Annotated in this window: 16 protein-coding genes; 13 read left to right on the plus strand and 3 right to left on the minus strand. The window is 72.8% G+C overall.

The window, feature by feature from the left end:
- The 3 genes from ACFV6E_RS29905 to gap form a co-directional block, all read left to right on the plus strand.
- On the plus strand, positions 1-230 hold a 230-nt coding region (locus ACFV6E_RS29905), incomplete at its 5' end, for a hypothetical protein (RefSeq protein ID WP_385465802.1).
- A gap of 34 nt (positions 231-264) precedes the next feature.
- A complete protein-coding gene (locus ACFV6E_RS29910) occupies positions 265-1,221 on the plus strand; it encodes a GlxA family transcriptional regulator (RefSeq protein WP_385164249.1) in 957 nt (318 codons plus the stop codon).
- A gap of 132 nt (positions 1,222-1,353) precedes the next feature.
- Positions 1,354-2,352 carry a type I glyceraldehyde-3-phosphate dehydrogenase gene (gene gap / locus ACFV6E_RS29915; RefSeq protein ID WP_385164246.1) on the plus strand — a complete coding sequence of 333 codons (999 nt, stop codon included), beginning with the start codon at positions 1,354-1,356 and terminating at the stop codon, positions 2,350-2,352.
- A gap of 345 nt (positions 2,353-2,697) precedes the next feature.
- Here the strand turns inward: gap and ACFV6E_RS29920 are convergent, their stop codons facing one another.
- From ACFV6E_RS29920 to ACFV6E_RS29930, 3 genes are read right to left on the minus strand one after another with little or no spacing between them, the layout of a single operon-like run.
- Complete coding sequence (locus tag ACFV6E_RS29920; protein WP_385465804.1) at positions 2,698-3,456, minus strand: SDR family oxidoreductase; 759 nt, start codon at positions 3,454-3,456, stop codon at positions 2,698-2,700.
- A gap of 60 nt (positions 3,457-3,516) precedes the next feature.
- Positions 3,517-4,329 (minus strand): maleylpyruvate isomerase family mycothiol-dependent enzyme, encoded by an 813-nt coding sequence (locus ACFV6E_RS29925; RefSeq protein ID WP_385164241.1) that lies wholly within the window; start codon positions 4,327-4,329, stop codon positions 3,517-3,519.
- 7 nt (positions 4,330-4,336) lie between these two features.
- Positions 4,337-5,104, minus strand: coding sequence for an enoyl-CoA hydratase/isomerase family protein (locus tag ACFV6E_RS29930; RefSeq protein ID WP_385164239.1), 768 nt, complete (start codon positions 5,102-5,104; stop codon positions 4,337-4,339).
- A 312-nt stretch (positions 5,105-5,416) separates the two neighbouring features.
- On the opposite strand from ACFV6E_RS29930, the gene ACFV6E_RS29935 reads away from it, so the two are divergent.
- The 10 genes from ACFV6E_RS29935 to ACFV6E_RS29980 all read left to right on the plus strand — a co-directional run bounded on the left by ACFV6E_RS29935 (position 5,417) and on the right by ACFV6E_RS29980 (position 21,760).
- On the plus strand, positions 5,417-6,439 hold the full coding sequence (locus ACFV6E_RS29935; RefSeq protein WP_385164236.1) for a LysR substrate-binding domain-containing protein: 1,023 nt from the start codon (positions 5,417-5,419) through the stop codon (positions 6,437-6,439).
- Between the two features lie 503 nt (positions 6,440-6,942).
- On the plus strand, positions 6,943-8,466 hold the full coding sequence (locus tag ACFV6E_RS29940) for a sugar transferase (protein ID WP_385164234.1): 1,524 nt from the start codon (positions 6,943-6,945) through the stop codon (positions 8,464-8,466).
- A gap of 81 nt (positions 8,467-8,547) precedes the next feature.
- Complete coding sequence (locus ACFV6E_RS29945) at positions 8,548-9,864, plus strand: nucleotide sugar dehydrogenase (RefSeq protein ID WP_385164231.1); 1,317 nt, start codon at positions 8,548-8,550, stop codon at positions 9,862-9,864.
- Entirely contained in the window at positions 9,854-11,134 is a 1,281-nt protein-coding gene (locus ACFV6E_RS29950) for a glycosyltransferase family 4 protein (RefSeq protein WP_385164228.1), read from the plus strand. Before ACFV6E_RS29945 ends, ACFV6E_RS29950 begins: the two co-directional genes overlap by 11 nt.
- The gene (locus ACFV6E_RS29955) at positions 11,131-12,498 is read left to right on the plus strand and encodes a Wzz/FepE/Etk N-terminal domain-containing protein (protein WP_385164225.1); all 1,368 of its coding nucleotides are present in this window, start codon (positions 11,131-11,133) and stop codon (positions 12,496-12,498) included. The genes ACFV6E_RS29950 and ACFV6E_RS29955 overlap by 4 nt, the downstream gene beginning before the upstream one ends.
- Complete coding sequence (locus ACFV6E_RS29960; protein ID WP_385465807.1) at positions 12,495-14,081, plus strand: Wzz/FepE/Etk N-terminal domain-containing protein; 1,587 nt, start codon at positions 12,495-12,497, stop codon at positions 14,079-14,081. The genes ACFV6E_RS29955 and ACFV6E_RS29960 overlap by 4 nt, the downstream gene beginning before the upstream one ends.
- A gap of 3 nt (positions 14,082-14,084) precedes the next feature.
- Positions 14,085-16,013, plus strand: coding sequence for an asparagine synthase (glutamine-hydrolyzing) (gene asnB / locus ACFV6E_RS29965; protein ID WP_385164219.1), 1,929 nt, complete (start codon positions 14,085-14,087; stop codon positions 16,011-16,013).
- A 25-nt stretch (positions 16,014-16,038) separates the two neighbouring features.
- On the plus strand, positions 16,039-18,231 hold the full coding sequence (locus ACFV6E_RS29970; RefSeq protein WP_385465809.1) for a bi-domain-containing oxidoreductase: 2,193 nt from the start codon (positions 16,039-16,041) through the stop codon (positions 18,229-18,231).
- Positions 18,228-20,198: an alginate lyase family protein gene (locus ACFV6E_RS29975; RefSeq protein ID WP_385465812.1), complete on the plus strand. Its 1,971-nt coding sequence runs from the start codon at positions 18,228-18,230 to the stop codon at positions 20,196-20,198. The genes ACFV6E_RS29970 and ACFV6E_RS29975 overlap by 4 nt, the downstream gene beginning before the upstream one ends.
- Before the next feature lie 23 nt (positions 20,199-20,221).
- Positions 20,222-21,760 carry a right-handed parallel beta-helix repeat-containing protein gene (locus ACFV6E_RS29980; RefSeq protein ID WP_385465814.1) on the plus strand — a complete coding sequence of 513 codons (1,539 nt, stop codon included), beginning with the start codon at positions 20,222-20,224 and terminating at the stop codon, positions 21,758-21,760.
- Position 21,761 lies beyond the last annotated feature (1 nt).

A 21,761-nucleotide genomic window follows, 5' to 3' on the forward strand; every position in this document is an offset into this window, starting at 1 on the left:
CCGTACAGCCGGCGCAGGAGACGCAGGAGACGCAGGCGGCGCCGACGGCCCGCCCAACACCGCCGCCGCTGTGCCCAAGGTGGATCGCGCCGGGCGACGCGTCGGCGGCCCTGCGCGAAGGGCCGGACGGCTGCCCCTTCGTGGACCTGCCCGGACGCCGCGAGGTCACGGTCCTGCGCGGCGGGAACACCCTGCACCTGGCGGAGTTCGCCGGGGACGGCGCCGGCTGAGCGGCGGCGCCGGCCCGCACGTAGCCTCGTGCGCATGCCAGCCTCCCGTCCGCACCGCGCCGCCGTCCTGGTCCTCGAAGGCGCCAAGCCGCTCGACGTCGGCATCCCCGCGCAGGTGTTCACGACCCGCGCGAGCATGCCGTACGAGGTGCGGGTGTGCGGGGCGGTGCCCGGCCTGGTGACCGGCGGCGACGGTCTGTCGTACGCCGTCGCGCACGGGTTGGACGCGCTCGCGTGGGCGGACATCGTCTTCGTGCCCGGCTACCGGTTCCCGGACCGCGACGACCCGCCGGGGGCCGTCGTGGACGCGCTGATCGCCGCCCACGCCCGGGGCGCGCGGCTCGCCGCCATCTCGACGGGCGCGTTCGCGCTCGCCGCCACAGGTCTGCTCGACGGCAGGCGCGCCACCACGCACTGGCACTACACGCGGGCGCTCGCGGCCAGGCATCCGCTCGTCCGGGTCGACGAGAACGTGCTCTTCGTCGACGAGGGCAGCGTGCTCACCTCGGCCGGTGCCGCCTCCGGCATCGACCTGTGTCTGCACATCCTGCGCGGTGACCTCGGGGTGGCCGCGTCCAACCACGCGGCCCGCCGTCTGGTCGCGGCCCCCTACCGCAGCGGCGGGCAGGCCCAGTACGTGCCGCGCAGCGTGCCCGAGCCGGTCGGCGAGCGTTTCGGGGCCACCCGCGAGTGGGCGCTGCACCGGCTCGGCGAGCCGCTCACCCTCGACGTGCTGGCGCGGCAGGCCGGGGTCTCGCCGCGCACGTTCTCCCGGCGCTTCGTGGAGGAGACCGGCTACACGCCGATGCAGTGGGTGATGCGCGCCCGCGTCGATCTCGCCCGTGAACTGCTCGAACGCTCGCAGCGCAGCGTCGAGCAGATCGCCGCCGACGCCGGGCTCGGCACCGGCGCGAACCTGCGGCTGCACTTCCAGCGCATCCTGGGCACCACGCCGAGCGAGTACCGGCGCACCTTCACCCGGGGTGAGTAGCGGCGCGCGGCGGGAGCCGCTTCGCGCGGCGCGAGCAAGGGTGGCGGGATCCTTGTGAACCGTGGCGATCGCGCCACTGTCAGCGGCGCGGGCCGCGAGCGAGCCTGGTGGCGAAGGGAAGGGACCACCACCATGACTCGCATCGCCATCAACGGATTCGGCCGTATCGGACGCAATGTGCTGCGCGCGCTGCTGGAGCGCGACAGCGACCTGGAGATCGTCGCCGTCAACGACCTCACCGAGCCCGCCACGCTCGCCCGGCTGCTCGCGTACGACAGCACGGCAGGGCGCCTCGGACGTCCGGTCTCCGTCGACGGGGACACCCTCGTGGTCGACGGGCACCGGATCAGGGTGCTGGCCGAGCGCGAACCGGCGCGGCTGCCGTGGGCCGGACTCGGCGTCGACCTCGCCCTGGAGGCCACCGGCCGCTTCACCTCGGCCAAGGCGGCCCGCGCCCACCTCGACGCGGGTGCGCGCAAGGTGCTCGTCAGCGCGCCGTCGGACGGCGCCGACGTTACCCTCGCGTTCGGGGTCAACACCGACGCCTACGACCCGGACCTGCACACCGTCGTCTCGAACGCCTCGTGCACGACCAACGCGCTCGCGCCGCTGGCCAAGGTGCTGGACGAACTGGCCGGGATCGAGCACGGGTTCATGACGACGGTGCACGCTTTTACCCAGGAGCAGAACCTCCAGGACGGGCCGCACCGCGACCCCCGGCGAGCCCGGGCCGCCGGCGTGAACATCGTGCCGACGACGACCGGTGCCGCCAAGGCGATCGGCCTGGTGCTGCCGGGCCTGGACGGCAGGCTGTCGGGCGACTCGATCCGCGTACCGGTGCCGGTGGGCTCGATCGTCGAACTCAACACGACCGTCGCCCGCGACGTGACGCGCGAGGACGTGCTGGCGGCCTACCGTGCCGCGGCGCAGGGGCCGCTGGCCGGTGTGCTCGAGTACTCCGACGACCCGCTGGTGTCGTCCGACATCACGGGCAACCCCGCCTCGTCGATCTTCGACTCGGCTCTCACCCGCGTCGACGGCCGCCATGTGAAGGTGGTCGCCTGGTACGACAACGAGTGGGGCTTCTCGAACCGCGTCATCGACACGCTGGAGCTGCTCGCCGCCCGCTGACGGGAGGCCGCGGCGGGTGCGGCTCCTTTCGAGGGACAGGCTGGGCTGGGCATTCGCCGGTCCGGCTCGGCTGTCGCACATGAAGATCCTTTCGCAACCAGCAGTCACGCCCGCGCGTCGAGACAAGATCGACAGCAGGAGAGAGCAGATCACCGCGCGACCCGCTGCGGTGGTCGAGTGGATCGCTCCGGCACGCCTCACGTCGCAGTCCATACAGGTAAGGCCCTCTCCGAAGGAGAGGCCGGGGGACGCTGGTTCACGGGTTCCGGGCATCGCCCGTCACGGGGCTCCGCATCGGAGGTCCGCCGTCCCGCTGTGGTCTCGGCCGTGACCGCTTGTGGTGGGTCATCCGGTGCTGGCGCCGCCGTCCACGCGCATGATCTGTCCGGTGATGTGGCCGGCGTCGGGGGACAGCAGGAAGCACACGGCCGCGGCGACGTCGTCCGGCCGGCCCAGGCGCCCCGTGGGCACACCGGCGAGGTAGCGTCGTTCGGAGGGGGAACCGGTGGGGTTGTTGGCGCGGAAGAGTTCGGTCTCGGTCGGCCCGGGGGCGACGGAATTGACGGTCACTCCGGTGGTGGCGAGTTCACCAGCCCAGGCCCGGGTGCAGAAGTCCAGTGCTGCTTTGGCCGCTCCGTAGGCGGTGCGTTCGGGCTTGCCCAGGGTCACCAGGCTGGTGATGTTGACGATGCGGCCCCAGCCGTGGCCGGTCATGGAGGGCAGGGCGGCCTGGACGGTCTGGACGGCGACGCGGACGGTCAGGTCGTAGACCGCGTGCAGGTCGCCCAGGTGCACGTCGGGCAGGGGCGCGGGCCGGACCAGGCCGACGTTGTTGACGACGGCGTCGACGGGGCCGTCGGCCAGAACGGCGCGCAGCGCGTGATCCGTGGCGGAGGGATCGGACAGGTCGACCGCGTGGAGCTCTCCGGGGAAGGTGCCGACTGGGGTGCGTGCCAGGCCGACCGGCCGATGGCCCTGGCTGGTCAGGCGTTCGGCCACAGCCAGACCAATACCGCGCGAGGCTCCTGTGATGAGCACGCGTCGAGAAATCACGGAAGTGGCTGCCTTTCTCATGTCGGCGGGTCGTGTCTGTACCGGCTTCATGGGGTGTGGCGCCACGGTGCCGGTGCCCTGTCGGGGCACCGGCACCGTGGCGGTGCGGGCTCAGAAGCCGGGGAAGAGGGATGTCAGGTCGTCCAGGGTGACGGCTCCGGTGACCTGGACGTTGTCCGTGGGCTGGTGGCGGCCGTAGACGAGGCGCAGTACGGCTTCCGCCGTGCCGGTGAGGACGCCTGCCGGTTCGGCCGGCTCGCACGGGTACAGGTGCAGCTCGGCGCCCAGGTCCAGCAGCATGCCGGTAGCCGGCTCGCTCAGGTTGAGGGCGAGTTGCGCGGGGGCGAGCCGGGTCAGGGTGCCGGCGTCCCTGAAGCGGGTGGCCACCACATCCAGCCGCTGCCACAGCAGCCGCGTCTCCGGCTCGGGAATGGTGGCCTGCGGGTTGAGGGCGGCCTCGATGTCCCAGGCGTGCACGGAGTGCTCGGAGAGCCGGTAGCCGGCGTAGACAGCTACGTCGAGCAGGCCCGCGAAGTACGGGACGCGCACCGACTGCTGCTGCGGCGTCCGGAGGGAGTCCAGCAGTGCGAGGTGGCGGGCGTCGGCGGCCTGCCATGCCGCTCGCTGCGTGAGCGGGGACAGGGCGTTCCACCGGTCCCATACCGGCCCCAGGTCCTGCGGTGTCGGTGCCCTCTCGTCGCCCGTGATACCGCGTTGGAGCAGAGCGGTGCAGATCTCGGCGGCGCTGCCCAGGTGGGAGAGGACCTGGGCGATGCTCCACCGGCCGGCTTTCGAGGGCCGTCGCAGTTCTTCTTCGGACAGGGCACCGACGCTGTCGGCCAGGCGCGAGGAGCTGGCGTGCAGGGCCGCGAGCCAGGGGTGGAGGGTGCCTGGGGTGTCGGTGGAACTCGTGTGGGTCGTCATGGCGTTCTCAGTTGCTCTGGTAGGCGAGGTCGGCGGCGGTCAGGCCCTCCAGGGCCATGCCGAGCTGAAGGCCCTCGGCCATGCGGCGGCTGATGCGCTGGCGCAGGGTGACGGCGAGGTAGCGGGTGAGCAGCTGGGGCTTGGCGGCCAGGTCCTCGGCGAGCTGCTGGGCGCGGGGCAGTACCTCCTCCAGCGGCAGGACTTCGGCGACGGCGCCCCAGCGTTCGGCCTGCTCGGCGGTGAAGGAGCCCTGGGTCAGGGTGAGGTAGCGGGCGCGGTTGACGCCGAGGGCCTCTTCCCAGGCGATCTGGATGCCGTCGCCGGGGACGATGCCGAAGGTCAGATGGGGGAAGTCGGAGAAGACGGTGGTGTCGGCGGCGATGACGATGTCCGCGAGCAGGGCGTACTCGCTGTGGACGGAGGCGGGGCCGTTGACCGCGGTGATGACGGGCATCTCCAGGTCGACCAGGCGCTGCAGTACGCGGCGGCCCTCGGCGATGGTGCGGTCCCACTGGGCGGGCTTGGTGATGTCGCCCAGGCTCGCACCGTCGATGTCGGTCATGAACCGGTCGCCGGTGCCGGTCAGCACCAGCGCCCGGTTGTCGCGGTCCTCACCGATCTCGAACAGGGCGCGGGGGAAGTCGGTGTGCGTGGTGCCGGTGAAGGTGGCCGGTCCGTCGTCGGTGTGGAAACGCAGCGTGAGGACACCCGAGGCGGTGCGGCTCATCGCGAGGTTCTTGAACGCGGTGAAGTAGGACGGGATCTGCTCAGACACAAGAGGCTCCCAGAGATAGGGCGGGCGGTCGTTCCGCCCGGTGGCTCCTACTCAACTCCTGCCCCGCTCGCCTGCATAGTGCCTGGCCAGAGCGTCTGCCGAGGGCGGCTATAAGCTCCGGTGATGGCGCCGGGCATCGCCCGGCCGGCCCGCGCCCGCATTCCACCCGGACGGCACCGGCTCGCTGGGGCAACGTCCTGGTACTCGTGCGTGCTCGTCCCCGGGCGCGAGAGGAGTGTCACGGACAGCGACATCACCTCGCTCCGTGGACGCGTGTGGCGTGTTCCCTCAGCAGCGTGATGCGATGAGCGCATGGAGATCCGAGCAATGCGCGCGTTCGTGGCGGTGGCCGAGGAGGGAGGCCTGTCCGCGGCGGCGCGACGGCTGCACATCAGCCAGCCCGCCCTTTCCCAGACGGTCAACGCCCTGGAACGCGAGTTCGGCACCCGGCTGCTGACCCGCAGCTCCACCGGCGTGCAGGCAACCGAGACCGGCCTGACCCTGCTCGCCGAGGCCCGTGCCGTCCTGGCCCGCTACGACCAGGCACTGGCCGCCATGGCGGCCCGCACCGGGGAAGACACGACCACACTGCGGATCGGCATCCCCCTGGAACTCCCCGCCGACCTGCTGTCCAAAGCCCTGCTCGACCTGGCCGCCGCCTACCCTGCGACACGCGTACAGGCAAGGCACCTGTCCACCTCCGCGCAACTGGCCCAGCTGCGCAAAGGCGACCTCCACCTGGGCCTGCTGAGGGAACGCCCCCTGGGACAGGAATTCGACGCGATGCCGGTCGTCGAAGAACACCTGGGAGTTCTCCTCGCGACGGAGCGTGCCGCGGAGCTGGCCGGCCCCGACGGCATCCGTCTCGACGCGCTGAACGGACTGGACTGGGTGGGTTTTGCCCGCTCCGGCAGCCCCGCCTGGTACGACGAACTCACCGCTGTCCTGCGCAGCCACGGCATCGACCCGGGCGTCCCCGCCCCCGAAGGGCAGCCACTGATCGCGGAGGTGAAACTCGCCTCCGTCAGCGCCGGCCACGCCTTCACCCTCGCGCCCCCCGGCTGGTCCCAGCCCCTGCCCGACACCGTCACCTGGTACCCGCTGACCGGCCATCCCATTGTCCGGCGCACCTGGGCCGTCTGGAACGCGGGATCCCACCGCCGCGACCTCGGACACCTCATCGCCGCCCTGGACCAGCCCACCGATCACGAACCGCCCAGCACCATTCGCCAGGACCAGCACGAGGAAAGACCGTCCCTCCAAAGGAGCCGCACCCGGCCGCGGCACGGTCACACGCACGGTGTGAATGCCGCGGCGGCCCGGGACGCACTGTGAACGCCGCGGTCCGCCGCGGCGTTTGGCGTGTCCGCGGCACCGTTCACCTCGGACGTTCACACCGCTCACGGGAGGCGTTCACACCGGCACGCGATCACTGGCCGGTAATTCGAATCTCAAAGCTTGAACACAACCCGCACACCCTCTCTACATACTCGCCCCGATGGTCTAGATTGACCGTGCTTCACATGCGGACACCAGGCGACAAATGACGATCTGAGCCTCGGGTGTGGGAGTGCCCCGGGGAATCGACGGGTGCCCGCGCGGCACGGAAGGCGGGGGCCTTCCGGCGGGAGGAACGGCGCGACGCGGGAGGCGGGGGTTGCCTCCCGGGGGGACCGACAGCACGGAAGGCGGGGGTGCCTTCCGGGGGGAATTCGGCGCGGCGCGGGAGGCGGGGGCCTCCCGGGGGGAGGAACGGCGCGGCGCGGGGGGCAGGGGGTGCCTCCCGGGGGGTGCGACAGCGCGGGGGGCTGGGGAGGCCTCCCGGAGGGGGAGGATCCGTGTGGAGCGAACACGTCGAGCCCACTGGCGACCTGCGGGGGTCTGTACAGCAGGGGGAATTAGCCGGCCCGTTGCCATCGACGCACGGGCGTCTGGTGAACGGGACACTGCGTCAGCCCGTGATCGACTGGGAGCAGCGGTACCGCCGTACCGTCATCCTCAGCGATACCCTGACCACCGCCCTGGTGGTGGTGGCGATCGGCAACTTCTTCGGGGCCCGCGACGCGGCCAACTGGCACGAGAAGTGGACGATACTCGCGTTCGGCACTGAGCTGCTGGTGCTGGGAGCGCTCGCGGTGAGCCGGGCGTGGTCCCCGGCCGTGCTCGGCCAGGGGGCCGAGGAATTCCGCCGGTTCGGCCGCTCGCTGTTCATGGCGACCGTCGTCCTGGCGCTCGGCGGGATCGCCCTGACCTCGCGCAACATCAAACTCTGGATCTTCGTGGCGATCCCCGCGATCGCGCTCGTGGTCATGCCCACGCGCTATCTGCTGCGCATCTGGCTGCACCGGGAGCGCAAGGAGGGACGGTGCCTGAGACCGGTGCTCGCCGCCGGCAGCCCGGACACCGTGCGCGACCTGATCACCCGCACCCGCAAGTTCCCGCACCTGGGCTGGCGCGTGGAGGCCGTGTGCACACCGGACGGGCTCGGCTCCGAGGGTGACCGGCTGGACGGGGTCCCGGTCGTCGGCCGGCTGGCGGACGTCGCGGGCCATGTCCGCCGCGACGGCTACCGTGTCGTCGCGGTCACCCCGGACCCGCACTGGTCGCCGGACCGGCTGCAACGGCTGGCCTGGAACCTCGAGGGCAGCGACGCCGAGATGGTGGTGGCGCCCGTGCTGATGGAGGTGGCGGGCCCGCGGCTGCACGTCGACGCGGTGCTCGGGATACCGCTGCTGCGGGTCAGCATGCCGACCTTCACCGGGGGCCGCCGGGCGGTCAAGGGGGTCGTGGACCGGCTGGGCGCGGCGGTCCTGCTGCTGCTGTTCGCGCCGCTGATGGTGCTCGTCGGACTGCTCGTCCTGGTGGACAGCCGGGGCGGGGCGCTGTACCGGCAGCAGCGGGTCGGCAAGGACGGCCGCGAGTTCACCATCTACAAGTTCCGCACCATGGTCGCCGGGGCCCACCGGGCGAAGGCCGGGCTGGCCGGCCTCAACGAGGGCGCGGGCGTGATGTTCAAGCTCCGCCGGGATCCGCGGGTGACCCGGGTGGGCGGGGTGCTGCGCCGGTACTCGCTCGACGAACTCCCGCAACTGTTCAACGTACTCACCGGATCGATGTCGCTCGTCGGTCCGCGGCCTCCGCTGCCCGAGGAGTCCGCCGCTTACGGCCCGGACATCAGGCGGCGGCTGCTGGTCAAGCCCGGACTGACCGGCCTGTGGCAGATCAGCGGGCGCAGCGACCTGCCGTGGGAGGAGGCGGTCCGCCTCGACCTGCGGTACGTGGAGGACTGGTCGCTCGCCCTGGACACCGTGATCTTGTGGAAAACACTGCGTGCCGTGCTTCAGGGACAGGGGGCCTACTGACGCACGGGGGGCCGTGGTTCAACGTCCGGTCGGCGCACGAACGGCAGGCCGCGAGGGCCTGCCTGGGGGGAGGAACGGGTCATGAGAGTCAGCGTTTTAGGGCTCGGCTACGTGGGCTGTGTGTCGGCCGCGTGCCTGGCCGGCCTGGGGCACGACGTCATCGGGGTGGACATCAGCCAGGTGAAGATCGACCTGGTCAACGACGGCAAGGCCCCGGTGGTCGAGGAACGTATCGGGGAACTGGTCGGCGAGGCCGTGCGGAGCGGACGGCTGCGCGCCACCGCCGACGTCCGCGAGGCGATCGCGAACAGTGATGTGTCGCTGGTCTGCGTGGGCACGCCGTCGGAGCCCAACGGCAGTCTGTGCACCACGTACCTGGAGCGGGTCGCCGAGCAGATCGGGGCCGCGCTGGCCGGGCGCGAGGAGCGGCACACGGTCGTGTTCCGCAGCACCATGCTGCCGGGCACCTGCCTGAACCTGCTGGTGCCGATCCTGGAGAAGTTCGCCGACGGCACGGCCGGGGCGGACTTCGGGGTCGCGGTCAATCCGGAGTTCCTGCGCGAGGGCACGAGCGTGCGGGACTTCTTCGACCCGCCGAAGACCGTCATCGGCGAGTTCGACACGGCGAGCGGCGACGTGGTGGCGCGGCTGTACGACGGACTGCCCGGCGAGGTGTTCCGGGTGCCGGTCGCGACGGCCGAGGCGATCAAGTACGCGGACAACGCCTTCCACGGACTGAAGATCGGTTTCGCGAACGAGCTGGGCGCGGTCTACCAGGCGCTCGGGGTGGACTCGCACCAGGTGATGGACGTCTTCCTGGCCGACCGCAAACTGAACATCAGCCCCGCCTATCTGCGGCCCGGCTTCGCCTTCGGCGGCTCCTGCCTGCCCAAGGACCTGCGCAGCCTGGTCCACGCGGCGCAGCGGGCGGACGTCTCGGTGCCCATCCTGTCCCATGTGCTGCCCTCCAACGCCGACCATCTTCAGCGCGCGGTGGAGCTGGTCGAGCGCACCGGCAAGCGCCGGGTGGGGATGTTCGGGCTGTCCTTCAAGCCCGGCACCGACGACCTGCGCGAGAGCCCGCTCGTGGAACTGGCGGAGCGGCTCTTCGGCAAGGGGTACGACCTGCGGATCTACGACGCCAACGTGAGCCTGTCCCGGCTCCTCGGCGCGAACCGCGAGTACATCGAGCACCGGCTGCCGCACCTGTCGCAGCTTCTCGCGAACTCCGTCGCGGAAGTGCTCGAGCACGCCGAGGTGTGCCTGGTCGGGACCAGGGACCCGGCCGTGCTGTCGGCGCTGCCGCACGGCAGCGGCCCGGCGATCGTCGATCTAGTCCGCCTTCCCGACGCCGAGGCGCGCCGGGCCGAACCGGGGTACGTGGGCCTTGCTTGGTGACACATCGTTCGAGGACAAGGGTAGCGGCGTACGGCCGGGCCGACGCGCGCTGATCCTGGTGGAGAACCTGTCGGTGCCGTTCGACCGGCGGGTGTGGCAGGAGTGCACGACGCTGCGCGACGCGGGGTGGGAGGTGCACGTCATCTGCCCCCGGGGAACGAAGCGGGACACGGAACCCGAGGCGGTGATCGACGGGGTGCGGATCCACCGCTACCCGTTGCACGCCGCCACCGGCGGACCGGCCGGCTATCTGCGGGAGTACGGCTCGGCGCTGTGGCACACCATGCGGCTGGTCCGCAAGGTCGGCCCGGTGCACGTGGTCCACGCCTGCAACCCGCCGGACCTGCTGTTCCTGGCGGCCCGCTGGGCGAAGCGGCGCGGGGCCCGGTTCGTCTTCGACCAGCACGACCTGGTGCCCGAGCTGTACCTGTCCCGGTTCGACCGCGGCGAGGACCTGCTCTACCGCGGCGTGTGCGCGCTGGAACGGCTGACCTACCGGGCCGCGGACGTCGTGCTCGCCACGAACGAGAGCTACAAGGAGGTCGCGCAGCGCCGTGGCGGCCGGCGGCCCGAGGACGTGTTCGTGGTGCGCAGCGCGCCGCAGACGGACCGGTTCCAGCCGGTGCCGCCCGAGCCGGAGCTGAAGCGCGGCAAGCCCCATCTGCTGTGCTACCTCGGTGTGATGGGACCGCAGGACGGTGTCGACTACGCCCTGCGGGCCCTTGCCAGGCTCCGCGACGAGCAGGGGCGGACCGACTGGCACGCGGTGTTCGTCGGCTCCGGCGACGCCTTCGACGCGATGGTGGAGCTGTCCCGGCAGCTCGGACTCAGCGACCAGGTGGAGTTCACCGGGCGTATCCCGGACGCCGACCTGGTGCGCTACCTGTCCACCGCGGACGTGTGCCTCTCCCCCGACCCGTGCAACCCGCTCAACGACGTGTCGACCATGAACAAGGTCCTGGAGTACATGGCGATGGGCCGGCCGGTCGTCTCGTTCGACCTGAAGGAGGCGCGCGTCTCCGCCGGTGACGCCGCCCTCTACGCGCCCGACGACGACGAGGCGGAGTTCGCCCGGCTCGTCGCCCTGCTCCTCGACGACCCCGAGCAGCGGGCCCGGATGGGCAAGATCGGCCAGGAGCGGATCACCGGGCCGCTCGCCTGGCGCAACTCGCAAGCCTCCCTGCTCGCCGCCTACGCCGCCGCCTGCCGGGACCGCACCGCGGTGCCGGCGGGCGGGCCTGTCCGGGTACGGAGGAGGCGGCGTCGTTGAGCGATGACCCGATACGCCTGGTCACCATCGGGCGGATCTTCCGCCGGCGCTGGCGGCTGCTCGCCGCCCTCGCCGTGGTGGGCGCGCTCACCGGCTACGGCGCCTCGCTGCTGTTCCCGCCGAAGTACACGACGACGGCGTCGGTGCTGCTGCCGGGGCAGTGGGAGGAGCGCGAGCTGCTGACCCAGGCGGAGATCGCGACCAGTTCGCAGGTGGTCGACCGCGCGGCCACCGCGCTGCGCTGGCCCGGGGTCGACGGCACCGACCTGCGGGACCAGGTGAGCGCCCAGGCCACCAACGGGAACATCCTCAAGATCTCGGGCACGGCCAGTACCCCGGAGCACGCGCAGCGCCTCTCCGACCAGGTGGCCCAGCAGTACGTCACCTTCGCGGCCCGGGTCGCGGGCGAGAGCACCGAGTCGGACGCGACGACGGACCTGGAGGCGCTGCGCAAGAAGGTGGAGCAGGCCGACCGCCGCATCACCGAGCTGGCCGAGGCCGCCGATCCGGGGCGGACCGTGGAGGGCGTGCAGGCCCGCACCGAGCTGGAGAAGCTGCGCACGTCGCTCCAGGAGGCCATGAAGAAGCTCGACGAGGCCGACCCGGCGTCCGACCGGGCCGGCATGGTCGTCATGGGTCCCGCGGCCCGGCCGACGGGCGAGGCGCCGCCCACGCGGACGCAGTTCGTCGTCGCCGGGGCGCTGCTGTTCTTCCTGTTCGCGGTGGTCGGCCATCTCGCCGCCGCCCGGGCCGGCCGCCGGCCGCGCACCGGGGCGGAGATCGCCGCGGCGCTGGGCTCGGCGCTGCTCGGCACCGTCGACGTACCCGGTGAACGGCGCGAGCGGCAGTCGCCGGGCGGTGGCCCGCGGGGCCGGGTCCGGCGGTTCCTCGGTGTCGACACGCGGTGGGACGTACCGGCTCCGCGGATGTCCGGGGACGAGGCCAGCAGGCGGATCCGCTACCGGCGGGTGTGCGCCCGGCTGCGGGAGCGGGTGCCCGCTCCCCGGCGGCTGCTGGTCGTCGTACCGGACGGCGACGAGATCGCCCGCCGGGCCGCAGGCCAGCTCGTCGCCGAGGCCAGAAGCGATCCGCTGCTGCGGGTGGCGGAGGTCTCGGTGTCCCGGCCGACGGTGCCGGACCGCGGCACCGAGTCCGGTGTCCTGATCGTGCTCAGCGCGGGCACCTGGACCGCGGACGAGCTGACCGGGCTCGCCGAGGCGTGCGCGGACGCGGGGCACGAGATCGTCGGCATCGTCGTCACCGGCGCGGTCCGGGCCCGTCCGGCACGGTCCGCCGGCACCCCCGCGGAGAATCACACGCTGGCGCTCGCGGTGCCCGGCCACGCGGCGGGAGGTCCGGGATGACCACGACCACGACCGCCGAAGCACCGGCGGCCGCTCCGCTGCTCGATGTACAGGCGCTGGTGGTGGCGGTGCGCAGGCGCCGCCGCCTCTGGTACGCCGCGGCGCTGCTGGGGCTGCTGATCGGCGCGGCGGTGGCGGTCCTGCTGCCGCCCCCGCCGTCCGCGGCGACGAAGGTGCTCGTCGCGCACCAGGAGGACCAGCCGAACGACACCGGAACGCTGATGCGTACCGACATCGAGGTGCTGGGGACCACGCGGATCGCCGCCGCGGCCCTGAAGAGCCTCAAGTCCCCGGAGCGCCCGGAGGACTTCCTGCGGCAGTACCGGGGCACCGGGCTGACCAACAACATGCTGCGGATCGATGTGACGGCCGGCAGCGAGGCCCAGGCGGTGGCACGGGCGAAGGCGCTGGCGGACGCGTTCGTCGCGGACCATGTCAGGCGGATGCGGGAGACCGCACAGGCCGAGGCCAAGGCCCTGCTCGACCAGCGCGCCCGCATGCAGGACGAGCTCGCCGAGGTCAACAAGGAGATCGGCGGCCAGTCGTCGACCGAGGGCGACCCGCAGGGGTCGGCGAGCAGCGAGACGCTCTTCGCCCGCCGGGCCGAACTCACCTCGCGGATCGCCGACTTCGGCCAGCGCGCCGAGGAGGCGCGGATCGGCGTGCCCCGGGTCGTCTCCGGCACGCAGATCGTGGACGCCCCGCGCCCGGTGCGGCACTCGCTGCCCAGGGCCGTCGTCACCGACGCCGCGCTCGGACTCGTCCTCGGGCTGGTCCTCGGGCTCGCGCTGGCCGCGGTCGGCGCGGTGGTGGCGGACCGGCCCGTGCTGCGCCGGGAGATCGCGGCGAACCTGGGCGCCTCGGTCATCGCGGAGCTGCCCCGCCGCTCCGGCGGCCCGTGGCGGCGCCGCCGGACCCGGGCCGCACGGACCCGGCTCACCGCGACCCTGGCCCGCACCGTGCGCGGCTCCGCGGAACCGCTGTCGCTGCTGGAACTGGGCTGCGCGCGCAACGCCGGCGCGATCGCCCTGGATCTCGCCGGGGAACTGACGGCGGAGGAACCGGTGGTGATCGTCGACGGCCTGCCGGGGCCGCAGCTGGCCGGAGTCCGCCAGGAGCCGGGCGGCCCGGCCGTGGTCGGCGGCGAGCGGGCCGCGGACCTGCCGGACCAGGAGCGCCGGATCGGCGTCGGCTCGGTCGCGCCGGGCACCGCCTGGACCGACTTGCAGTACCTCGGCACCCGGGCGGTGCTCGTCGTACGGGCCGGGCACGGCAGCGCGGCCTGGCTGCACACCGTGGCGCGGCAACTGGCGGACCAGCGCGTCACGGTGCTCGGTGTGGTGCTGATCGACCCCGATCCGCGGGACCGTACCGACGGGACGCTGTGGGACGGGCACATCGCGCTGCGCGGCCACGGCGAGCGGTACGCCCGGCAGCACGGCGGAAGTACCTCCCACGCCGTCGAGGCGGTGGGCGGGGGCACCTCCCACGCCGTTCAGGCAGTGGGGGAAGGCCAGCCGCGGCCGGAGCGGCAGCCGATGTGGGCCGCACGGGTCCCGGACAGCGACCAGGAGGCGCGGTAGGACATGTGTGGCATCGCAGGCACGTACCGGTGGCCGGGCGGGAAGGCGGTCACCGACCGGCTCACCGACGTCCTCGCGCACCGCGGGCCGGACGGGGCGGGCCGGTACAGCCATCCCGCCGGCGACGGGGAGGTGCACCTGGGGCACCGGCGTCTCGCCATCATCGACCTGTCCGGGACCGGCGCCCAGCCGATGGTCTCGGACGGCCTCGCCCTGACGTACAACGGCGAGCTGTACAACGCGCCCGAGCTGCGGGCCGAGCTGTCGGCCGCCGGGGTGCGCTTCCGCGGCACGTCCGACACCGAGGTGCTGCTGGAGGCATGGCGGCGCTGGGGCACGGACTGTCTGTCCCGGCTGCGCGGCATGTTCGCGTTCGGCGTCTTCGACGAGCGGACCGGTGAACTGGTCCTCGCCCGCGACCAGTTGGGCATCAAGCCGCTGTTCCTGCTGCGGCGCGGCGGGGGCCTGGTGTTCGCCTCGGAGCTGAAGGCGCTGGCCGCCGCGACCGGGGGCTCGCTGGAGGTGGACCACGCGGCCCTGGTGGCGTCGCTGCTGTACTACTGGGTGCCGGACTCGCGCTGCGCGTTCCGCGAGGCGGAGAAGCTGCCGCCGGGCAGCTGGCTCAGGTTGCGGCCCGACGGCCGGGCGGAGCGCGGCACGTTCTGGAGCCTGAAGGACGTCGCGGCCGAGGGCCGCGAGCGGGCCCTGGCGGGCGAACAGCCCGACCTCGCCGCCGTCGTCGAGGAGTCGACCCGGCAGCACCTGCTCTCCGACGTCCCCGTGGCGACCTTCCTCTCCGGCGGCCTGGACTCCAGCTACCTGACCGCGCTGGCCGCCCGCCACCGACCGGGCATCTCCGCCTACACGATCGGGTTCCGCGCCGAGGACGCCAGGTTCGAGGCGATGCCCGACGACCTGCGCTACGCCCGGCAGGTGGCCGCGCGGTTCGGCGTCGACCTGCACGAGATCGAGATCGCCCCGGACGTGCTCGACCTGCTGCCGCGGATGACGTACCACCTGGACGAGCCGATCGGTGACCCCGCCGCGATCAACACGTACCTGATCTGCTCGGCCGCCCGGGAGGCCGGGGTCAAGGTGATGCTGTCGGGGATGGGCGCCGACGAGCTGTTCGCCGGGTACCGCAAGCACCTGGCCAATCTGCTCGCGCTGCGCTACCAGCGCGTCCCGCGGCCCGTGCGGCGCGGCGTGTCCAGGGCGGTGGAGCGGCTGCCGGTCGCCTCGGCCCGCCGCGGGTACCGGTCGGTGCGCTTCGCGAAGCGGTTCCTGTCCTTCGCCGAGCTGCCGGAGGAGACCGCGTTCCGGCGCAGCTACACCATGTACGACCGGGAGGAGCTGCTCGCCCTGGTCGATCCGGACCTGGCCGGGTCCGTCGAGGACGTGCTGACCGAGCACGCGGACGTCTACGAGGACAACGACCTGGACGACTTCGTCAACCGCATGTGCCTGGGCGACGCCCGGATGTTCCTGCCGGGCCTGAACCTCGCGTACACGGACCGCTCCAGCATGGCCGCGTCGACCGAGGTGCGGGTGCCGTACGTGGACGTCGAGGTGGTGAAGGCGGCGTTCGCCGTACCCGGCGACCGCAAGATCACCGGACGGCAGGGCAAGGCCGTCCTGAAGGAGGCGGCGGCCTCGGTCCTGCCCCGGGAGATCGTCTACCGGCCCAAGGGCCTGTTCAGCGCCCCGCTGCGGGCCTGGATGAGCCGGGATCTCGCACCGCTGGTGCGCGAGGTGGTGCACGACGGCGTGCTCGTCGGTTCCGGGCTGCTGCGCCGTGACGCGCTGGCCCGCATGGTCGCCGAGGACGCGGCCGGGCAGCGGGACTTCTCCAAGCATCTGTGGCACGTGCTGACCCTCGAGTACTGGTATCGCGGCGCGACCTCCGGCTCCGGCCGGAGCCGGGCGGCCTGACGGCGTAGAGACAAGAGGACTTCGGGTGAAACAGGTTGTGCAGAACTACAAGAGCGGCGAGCTGACGCTGCTCGACGTGCCGGTGCCCGGGTGCAAGCCGGACGGTGTGCTGGTCCGCAGCGCCTACTCGCTGATCTCCACCGGAACCGAGCTGATGAAGGTCTCCGAGGCCGGCATGTCGATGGTGGGCAAGGCCCGCTCCCGGCCCGACCAGGTCGCCAAGGTCATGCAGAGCGTGGCCACCAACGGGGTGGGCGCCACCTACCGCAAGGTGATGGGCAAGCTGGACTCCTACACGCCGCTGGGTTATTCGCTGTGCGGGGTGGTCGAGCAGGTCGGCGCCGGGATCGACGAGGTGAAGGTCGGCGACCTGGTGGCCTGCGCCGGCAACGAGCACGCGCTGCACGCCGAGCTGAACTGGGTGCCGAAGAACCTCTGCGTGCCGGTGCCGGAAGGTCTCGCGCCGCGGCACGCGGCCTTCGGCACCGTCGGGTCGATCGCGATGCAGGGCGTCCGCCAGGGTGAGCCGCAGCTCGGCGAGGTGGCGCTGGTCATCGGCCTCGGGCTGATCGGGCAGCTGGTGGTGCAGCTCCTCACCGCCTCGGGGGTCCGTGTCGTCGGGGTCGATCCGGACCCGGTGCGCTGCGGGCTCGCCGAGCGCCTGGGCGCCGCGGCCTGCGGCGATCCCGTCTCCGCGGCCGTGGAGGCCGCCGTCGCCGAGCTCACCGACGGGCACGGCGTGGACCAGGTGTACCTGGCGGCCGGCGGCGGCAGCAACCAGCCCGTCGAGCTGGCCGCCCGGCTGAGCCGGGACCGCGGCCGGGTCGTCGACATCGGCAAGTGCCGCCTGGACCTGCCGTGGAACGCGTACTACGAGAAGGAGCTCGACGTCCGCTTCTCCCGCAGCTACGGCCCCGGGCGCTACGACCCGGAGTACGAGCTCCAGGGGCGCGACTACCCGATCGGCTACGTGCGCTGGACCGAGCGCCGCAACCTGGCCTGCTTCCTCGACCTGATGGCACGCGGCCGGGTCGACGTGGAGCCCCTGGTTTCCCACGTGGCCGACTTCGAGGACGCGGTCGAGACGTACCAGAACCTCAAGGACGGCGCGCTGAAGGCCGTGGCCGTGCTGTTCCGCTATCCCGGGCACGCGGCCGGGACAGGGCAAGCGCAGGCCCCGACGGTGGCCGTGCCCGCGGTGCGGCGACCCGGTGGTACGGCGTCCGCTCCGGCGCGGGCCGCCAAGGCTCCGGTGCGCCTGGCCTTCGTCGGCGCGGGGAACTACGCGACGTCGATGCTGCTGCCGCACCTGGCGCAGCGCGAGGGCGTGACCCTGTCGACCGTCGTCACCACGACGGCGCTGTCCGCGGCCAACGCCCGGCACAAGTTCGGCTTCGCCCGGGCGACCACCGATCTCGACGCCGTGCTCGGCGATCCGACCGTCGACGCGGTGTTCGTCGTCACCCGGCACAGCTCGCACGCCGAACTGACCCGGCAGGCGCTGCTGGCCGGCAAGACGGTCTTCGTGGAGAAGCCGCTCGCGCTCACCGAGGACGAGCTGTCCGGCGTGCTCGCGGCGGTGGAGGAGTCCGGCAACGACCGGCTCCAGGTGGGCTTCAACCGCCGGTTCGCGCCGCTGCTGCGCGAGGCCAGGAGGCGGTTCGGCCCCAGGACCGGCCCCGCGAGCCTGCGCTACCTCGTCAACGCGGGCCGTCTGGAGCACGGCAGCTGGTACCTGCGGCAGGACACCGAGGGCTCGCGGTTCGCCGGTGAGGGCGGGCACTTCATCGACACGGCGAGCTGGCTGCTGGGCGCCGACCCCGTCTCGGTGTACGCGGTCGCCGCGTCCGGCAACGAGGACCTCCAGGTCGTGCTGAGCTACCCGGACGGCTCCACCGCCGCCATCAGCTACGTCACCACCGGCTCGCCCGGCTTCCCCAAGGAGACGCTGGACCTCATCGCGGACGGCCGGGTGCTGCGGCTCGACGACTTCGTGCGTGCCTCGGTCCACGGCCGCAAACGGTGGGTCAGCTCACGCCTCGCCAAGGCCCGGGACAAGGGCCAGCGCGCCGAGCTGGACGCCTTCCTCGAGGCCGTGCGGACCGGCGGGCCGATGCCGGTGCCGCTGGACTCGCTGGCCGCCACCACGGCGGCCACCCTCGCCGTGCGGACAGCACTGGCCGGCGGCGCGCCCGTGACGCTGGCGAGAACGCGATGACGGCGAGCCCGGGAGGACCGGGCTGGTACCTGCGGCGGCTGTCCCGGATGGGACCGCGGGAGATCGGCGGCCGGGTCGCCGACACCGTGCGCAGACGGCGGTGGCGCTCGGCCCGCCCCGACTGCCCGGACGTGAGCGGCGCGGAGTTCACCGCGGTCCTGCCCGCGGGCACGGTCGCCGCGGTGGAGCCGGACGCCGCGAAGCGGCTGATCGCCGAGGCGGACCGGCTGATGGCCGGGCACGCCGAGTTCTTCGGGGTGGCCCGCGACGACCTGGCCGACCCGGACTGGTGGTACGACCCGAAGACCGGGCGCCGCGCCCCGTGGGGTTACGCCTTCGACGTGCCGTACCGCGACGAGGACGCGGCCGGGGACATCAAGCAGATCTGGGAACCGTCCCGGCACCAGTACCTGACCGTGCTCGCCGCCGCCTACGCGGTCACCGGCGACGAGCGGTACGCCGAGCGGGTGGCCGCGCATCTGCGGTCCTGGTGGGCGGGGAACGCGCCGCTGCGCGGCGTGCACTGGGTCAGCGGCATCGAGCTGGGCATCCGGCTGCTGTCCTGGGTGTGGATCCGCCGGCTGCTCGACGGCTGGCCGGGCGCGGCCGCCCTGTTCGAGGACAACCCGGTGGCACGCAACCAGATCTGGCACCACCAGCGCTGGCTGGCCGCCTTCCCCAGCCGGGGGTCCTCGGCCAACAACCACGCCATCGCCGAGGCCGCCGGGCAGGCGGCCGCGGCCTGCGCGTTCGGCTGGTTCCCCGCTTCGGCGCGCTGGCGGGCCGAAGCGCTGCGCACCCTCGACCGGCAGATGCGCGCCAACACCTTCGGCTCCGGCCTCAACCGCGAGCTGGCCACCGAATACCACGGACTCGTCCTCGAACTCGGCCTGGCCGCGGTGGCCGAGGCGGACGCCGCCGGGGTGCCGGTCCCCGCGTCGACCCGGCTGGTGCTGCTGCGGATGACCGACGCGCTCGCGGCCGTCGTGGACGGCCGGCTGCGGCCGCCGCGCCAGGGCGACGCGGACGACGGGCACGGGCTGGTCGTGGACGGCGCGGGCACCGACCGCTGGGCCTCGCTGCTGGCCACCGGGCAGGCCGTGTTCGGCCGGCTCTCCTGGTGGCCTGAGGTGACCGGCGGCGATGTGCGCACCCCGTTCCTCACCGCGCTCATCGAGCCCGGCACCCGGTCCGTGGCCCGTCCGGCGAGCCGGCCGGCCCATTTCGCCGACGCGGGCCTGACGATTCTGCGCGGCCCGGGCGGGATCTGGTGCCGCTGCGACGGCGGCCCGCACGGCTTCCTGTCCATCGCCGCGCACGCCCACGCCGACGCGCTGTCCGTGGAGGTCCGGCACGACGGGGTCGACGTGCTCGCCGACCCGGGGACGTACTGCTACCACGGGCAGCCCGAGTGGCGGCGGTACTTCCGCTCGACCCTCGGCCACAACACCCTCGAACTGGACGGCGCCGACCAGTCCGGCTCCGGCGGCCCGTTCCTGTGGACCCGGCACGCCCGCAGCCGCGTCCTGAGCGCGGACACCTCCTGCGCGGACACGGTCCGCTGGTGCGCCGAGCACGACGGCTACCAGGGCACCGTGCACCGCCGCCGGGTGGAACTGACGTCCTCGACACGTGAGTTGAGGGTGGTCGACGAGGTGCGCGGCCCGCACCGGGCGGCCCGCCTGGCGTTCCACCTCGGCCCGGCCATCACCGCGGACCTGTCGGGGAACCGGGCGGTGCTCACCTGGTCCCGGGACGGCGAGGAGCGCTCCGCGGTGCTGGAGCTGCCCGGGGAGCTGAGCTGGCGGGCGCACCGCGGCGAGAGCGACCCGCCGCTGGGCTGGTACTCCCCCGGCTTCGGGCGCAAGGAGCCCGCCACCACGCTGATCGGCACCGGTTCCACCGGCGCCGCCGCGCGGTCGGGCGAGTTCACCACCGTACTCAGGTTCCGCGGCCACAGCGGCTAGGAAACGGCCAGGAAGGGGGACACGTGGAGGTCAAGTGGCGGCACTGGGCACGGCCGGCTGCACCGCTGGCGCTGGTCCTGCTCGCGGCGACCGGCTGCACGGGCACGCCGGACGCCCCGGCGGAGCCCACCGGTACGCCCTCCACGTCCGGGGCGCGCTCCACCTCCGTGGCCCGGGTGTGCGCCGGACCCGCGGCCGGTCCGGCGAAGGCCCCGGCGGGCGCGGTGACGGTCGACCCCGCCAAGGTCGGCGACCTGGCCGAGAAGACCAAGAAGAACCCCCCGAACACCACGTTCTGGCTGCGCCCGGGCAAGCACCGGCTCGCGTCGGACCGCTACGCGCAGGTCGTGCCAAAGAAGGGGGACCGCTACCTCGGCGCGCCGGGCGCGGTGCTCGACGGCCGCAAGACCAACCAGTACGCGTTCGGCGGCACCGCCCGCGACGTCACCATCCGCCATCTGACCGTGCAGCACTTCGCCGCGCCGAACAACGAGGGCGTGGTCAACCACGACATGGCCGACGGCTGGGTGATCGAGCATGCGAAGATCCAGTACAACTCCGGTGCCGGGCTGATGGCCGGTGCCCGCCAGCAGGTCCGCGCGAGCTGTCTGCGCGAGAACGGCCAGTACGGCATGAACGCCTACAAGAGCGGTGACTCCATCACGCACCTGGTGGTCGAGGGCAACGAGATCACGGGCAACAACGCCGACGACTGGGAGCGGCGCAAGCCGGGCTGCGGCTGCACCGGAGGCATCAAGTTCTGGGCCGTCGACGGCGCCGACATCCGCGGCAACTGGGTGCACGACAACCGCGGCGCCGGATTGTGGGCGGACAACAACAACAACGACTTCCGCATCGAGGACAACGTCCTGGAGGGCAACGACGGTGCGGCGCTGATGTACGAGACCAGCTACAACGCGGTCGTCCGCGACAACACGATCCGGCGGAACAACTGGGTCGTGGGCCGCGCGTACGCCGAGCGCGGCGACGAGTTCCCGTACGCGGCCGTCTACGTGTCCGAGTCCGGCGGCGAACCACGCGTCGGGGCCCGCACGGACAGGATCGAGATCTACCGGAACCTGCTGGAGGACAACTGGTCCGGGATCACCCTGTGGGAGAACGCCGACCGGTTCTGCAACAGCCCGGCCAACACCTCGACCGGTTACTGCACGCTGCTGGTGAAGGACACCCACCGCTGCAAGCGGCCGGCCATTGCCGGAGCGCCGCTGTATTCCGACTGCCGGTGGAAGACCCAGCGGGTCGACATCCACGACAACCGCTTCGTCCTCGACACCTCCGTCGTCAAGTGCGCGGCGGAGTGCGGCCGCATGGCACTGCTGGCCAACTACGGCACCTACCCCGAGTGGTCGCCGTACAAGGGCGAGCGGGTGGCCGACGCGGTCACCCTGGAGCAGCACAACCGCTGGCACGACAACGTCTACCTCGGGCCGTGGAGCTTCGTCGCGGGCGACATGAGCCGGGGGCTCGACACCGGGCAGTGGCAGGCCACGCCCTACCGGCAGGACGCGGGCAGCACCTTCGACCCACAGGCCGGAGGCTGAG

The sequence above is a fragment of the Streptomyces sp. NPDC059785 genome (assembly GCF_042732375.1).
Lineage (GTDB): Bacteria > Actinomycetota > Actinomycetes > Streptomycetales > Streptomycetaceae > Streptomyces.

Bases quoted from the DNA above. Each gene is read 5' to 3' on its own strand.
- ACFV6E_RS29935 (WP_385164236.1), top strand. From the start codon at position 5,417: ATGGAGATCCGAGCAATGCGCGCGTTCGTGGCGGTGGCCGAGGAGGGA.
- ACFV6E_RS29910 (WP_385164249.1), top strand. From the start codon at position 265: ATGCCAGCCTCCCGTCCGCACCGCGCCGCCGTCCTGGTCCTCGAAGGC.
- ACFV6E_RS29945 (WP_385164231.1), top strand. From the start codon at position 8,548: ATGAGAGTCAGCGTTTTAGGGCTCGGCTACGTGGGCTGTGTGTCGGCC.
- asnB (WP_385164219.1), top strand. From the start codon at position 14,085: ATGTGTGGCATCGCAGGCACGTACCGGTGGCCGGGCGGGAAGGCGGTC.
- ACFV6E_RS29975 (WP_385465812.1), top strand. From the start codon at position 18,228: ATGACGGCGAGCCCGGGAGGACCGGGCTGGTACCTGCGGCGGCTGTCC.
- gap (WP_385164246.1), top strand. From the start codon at position 1,354: ATGACTCGCATCGCCATCAACGGATTCGGCCGTATCGGACGCAATGTG.
- ACFV6E_RS29920 (WP_385465804.1), bottom strand. From the start codon at position 3,456: ATGAAGCCGGTACAGACACGACCCGCCGACATGAGAAAGGCAGCCACT.
- ACFV6E_RS29960 (WP_385465807.1), top strand. From the start codon at position 12,495: ATGACCACGACCACGACCGCCGAAGCACCGGCGGCCGCTCCGCTGCTC.
- ACFV6E_RS29925 (WP_385164241.1), bottom strand. From the start codon at position 4,329: ATGACGACCCACACGAGTTCCACCGACACCCCAGGCACCCTCCACCCC.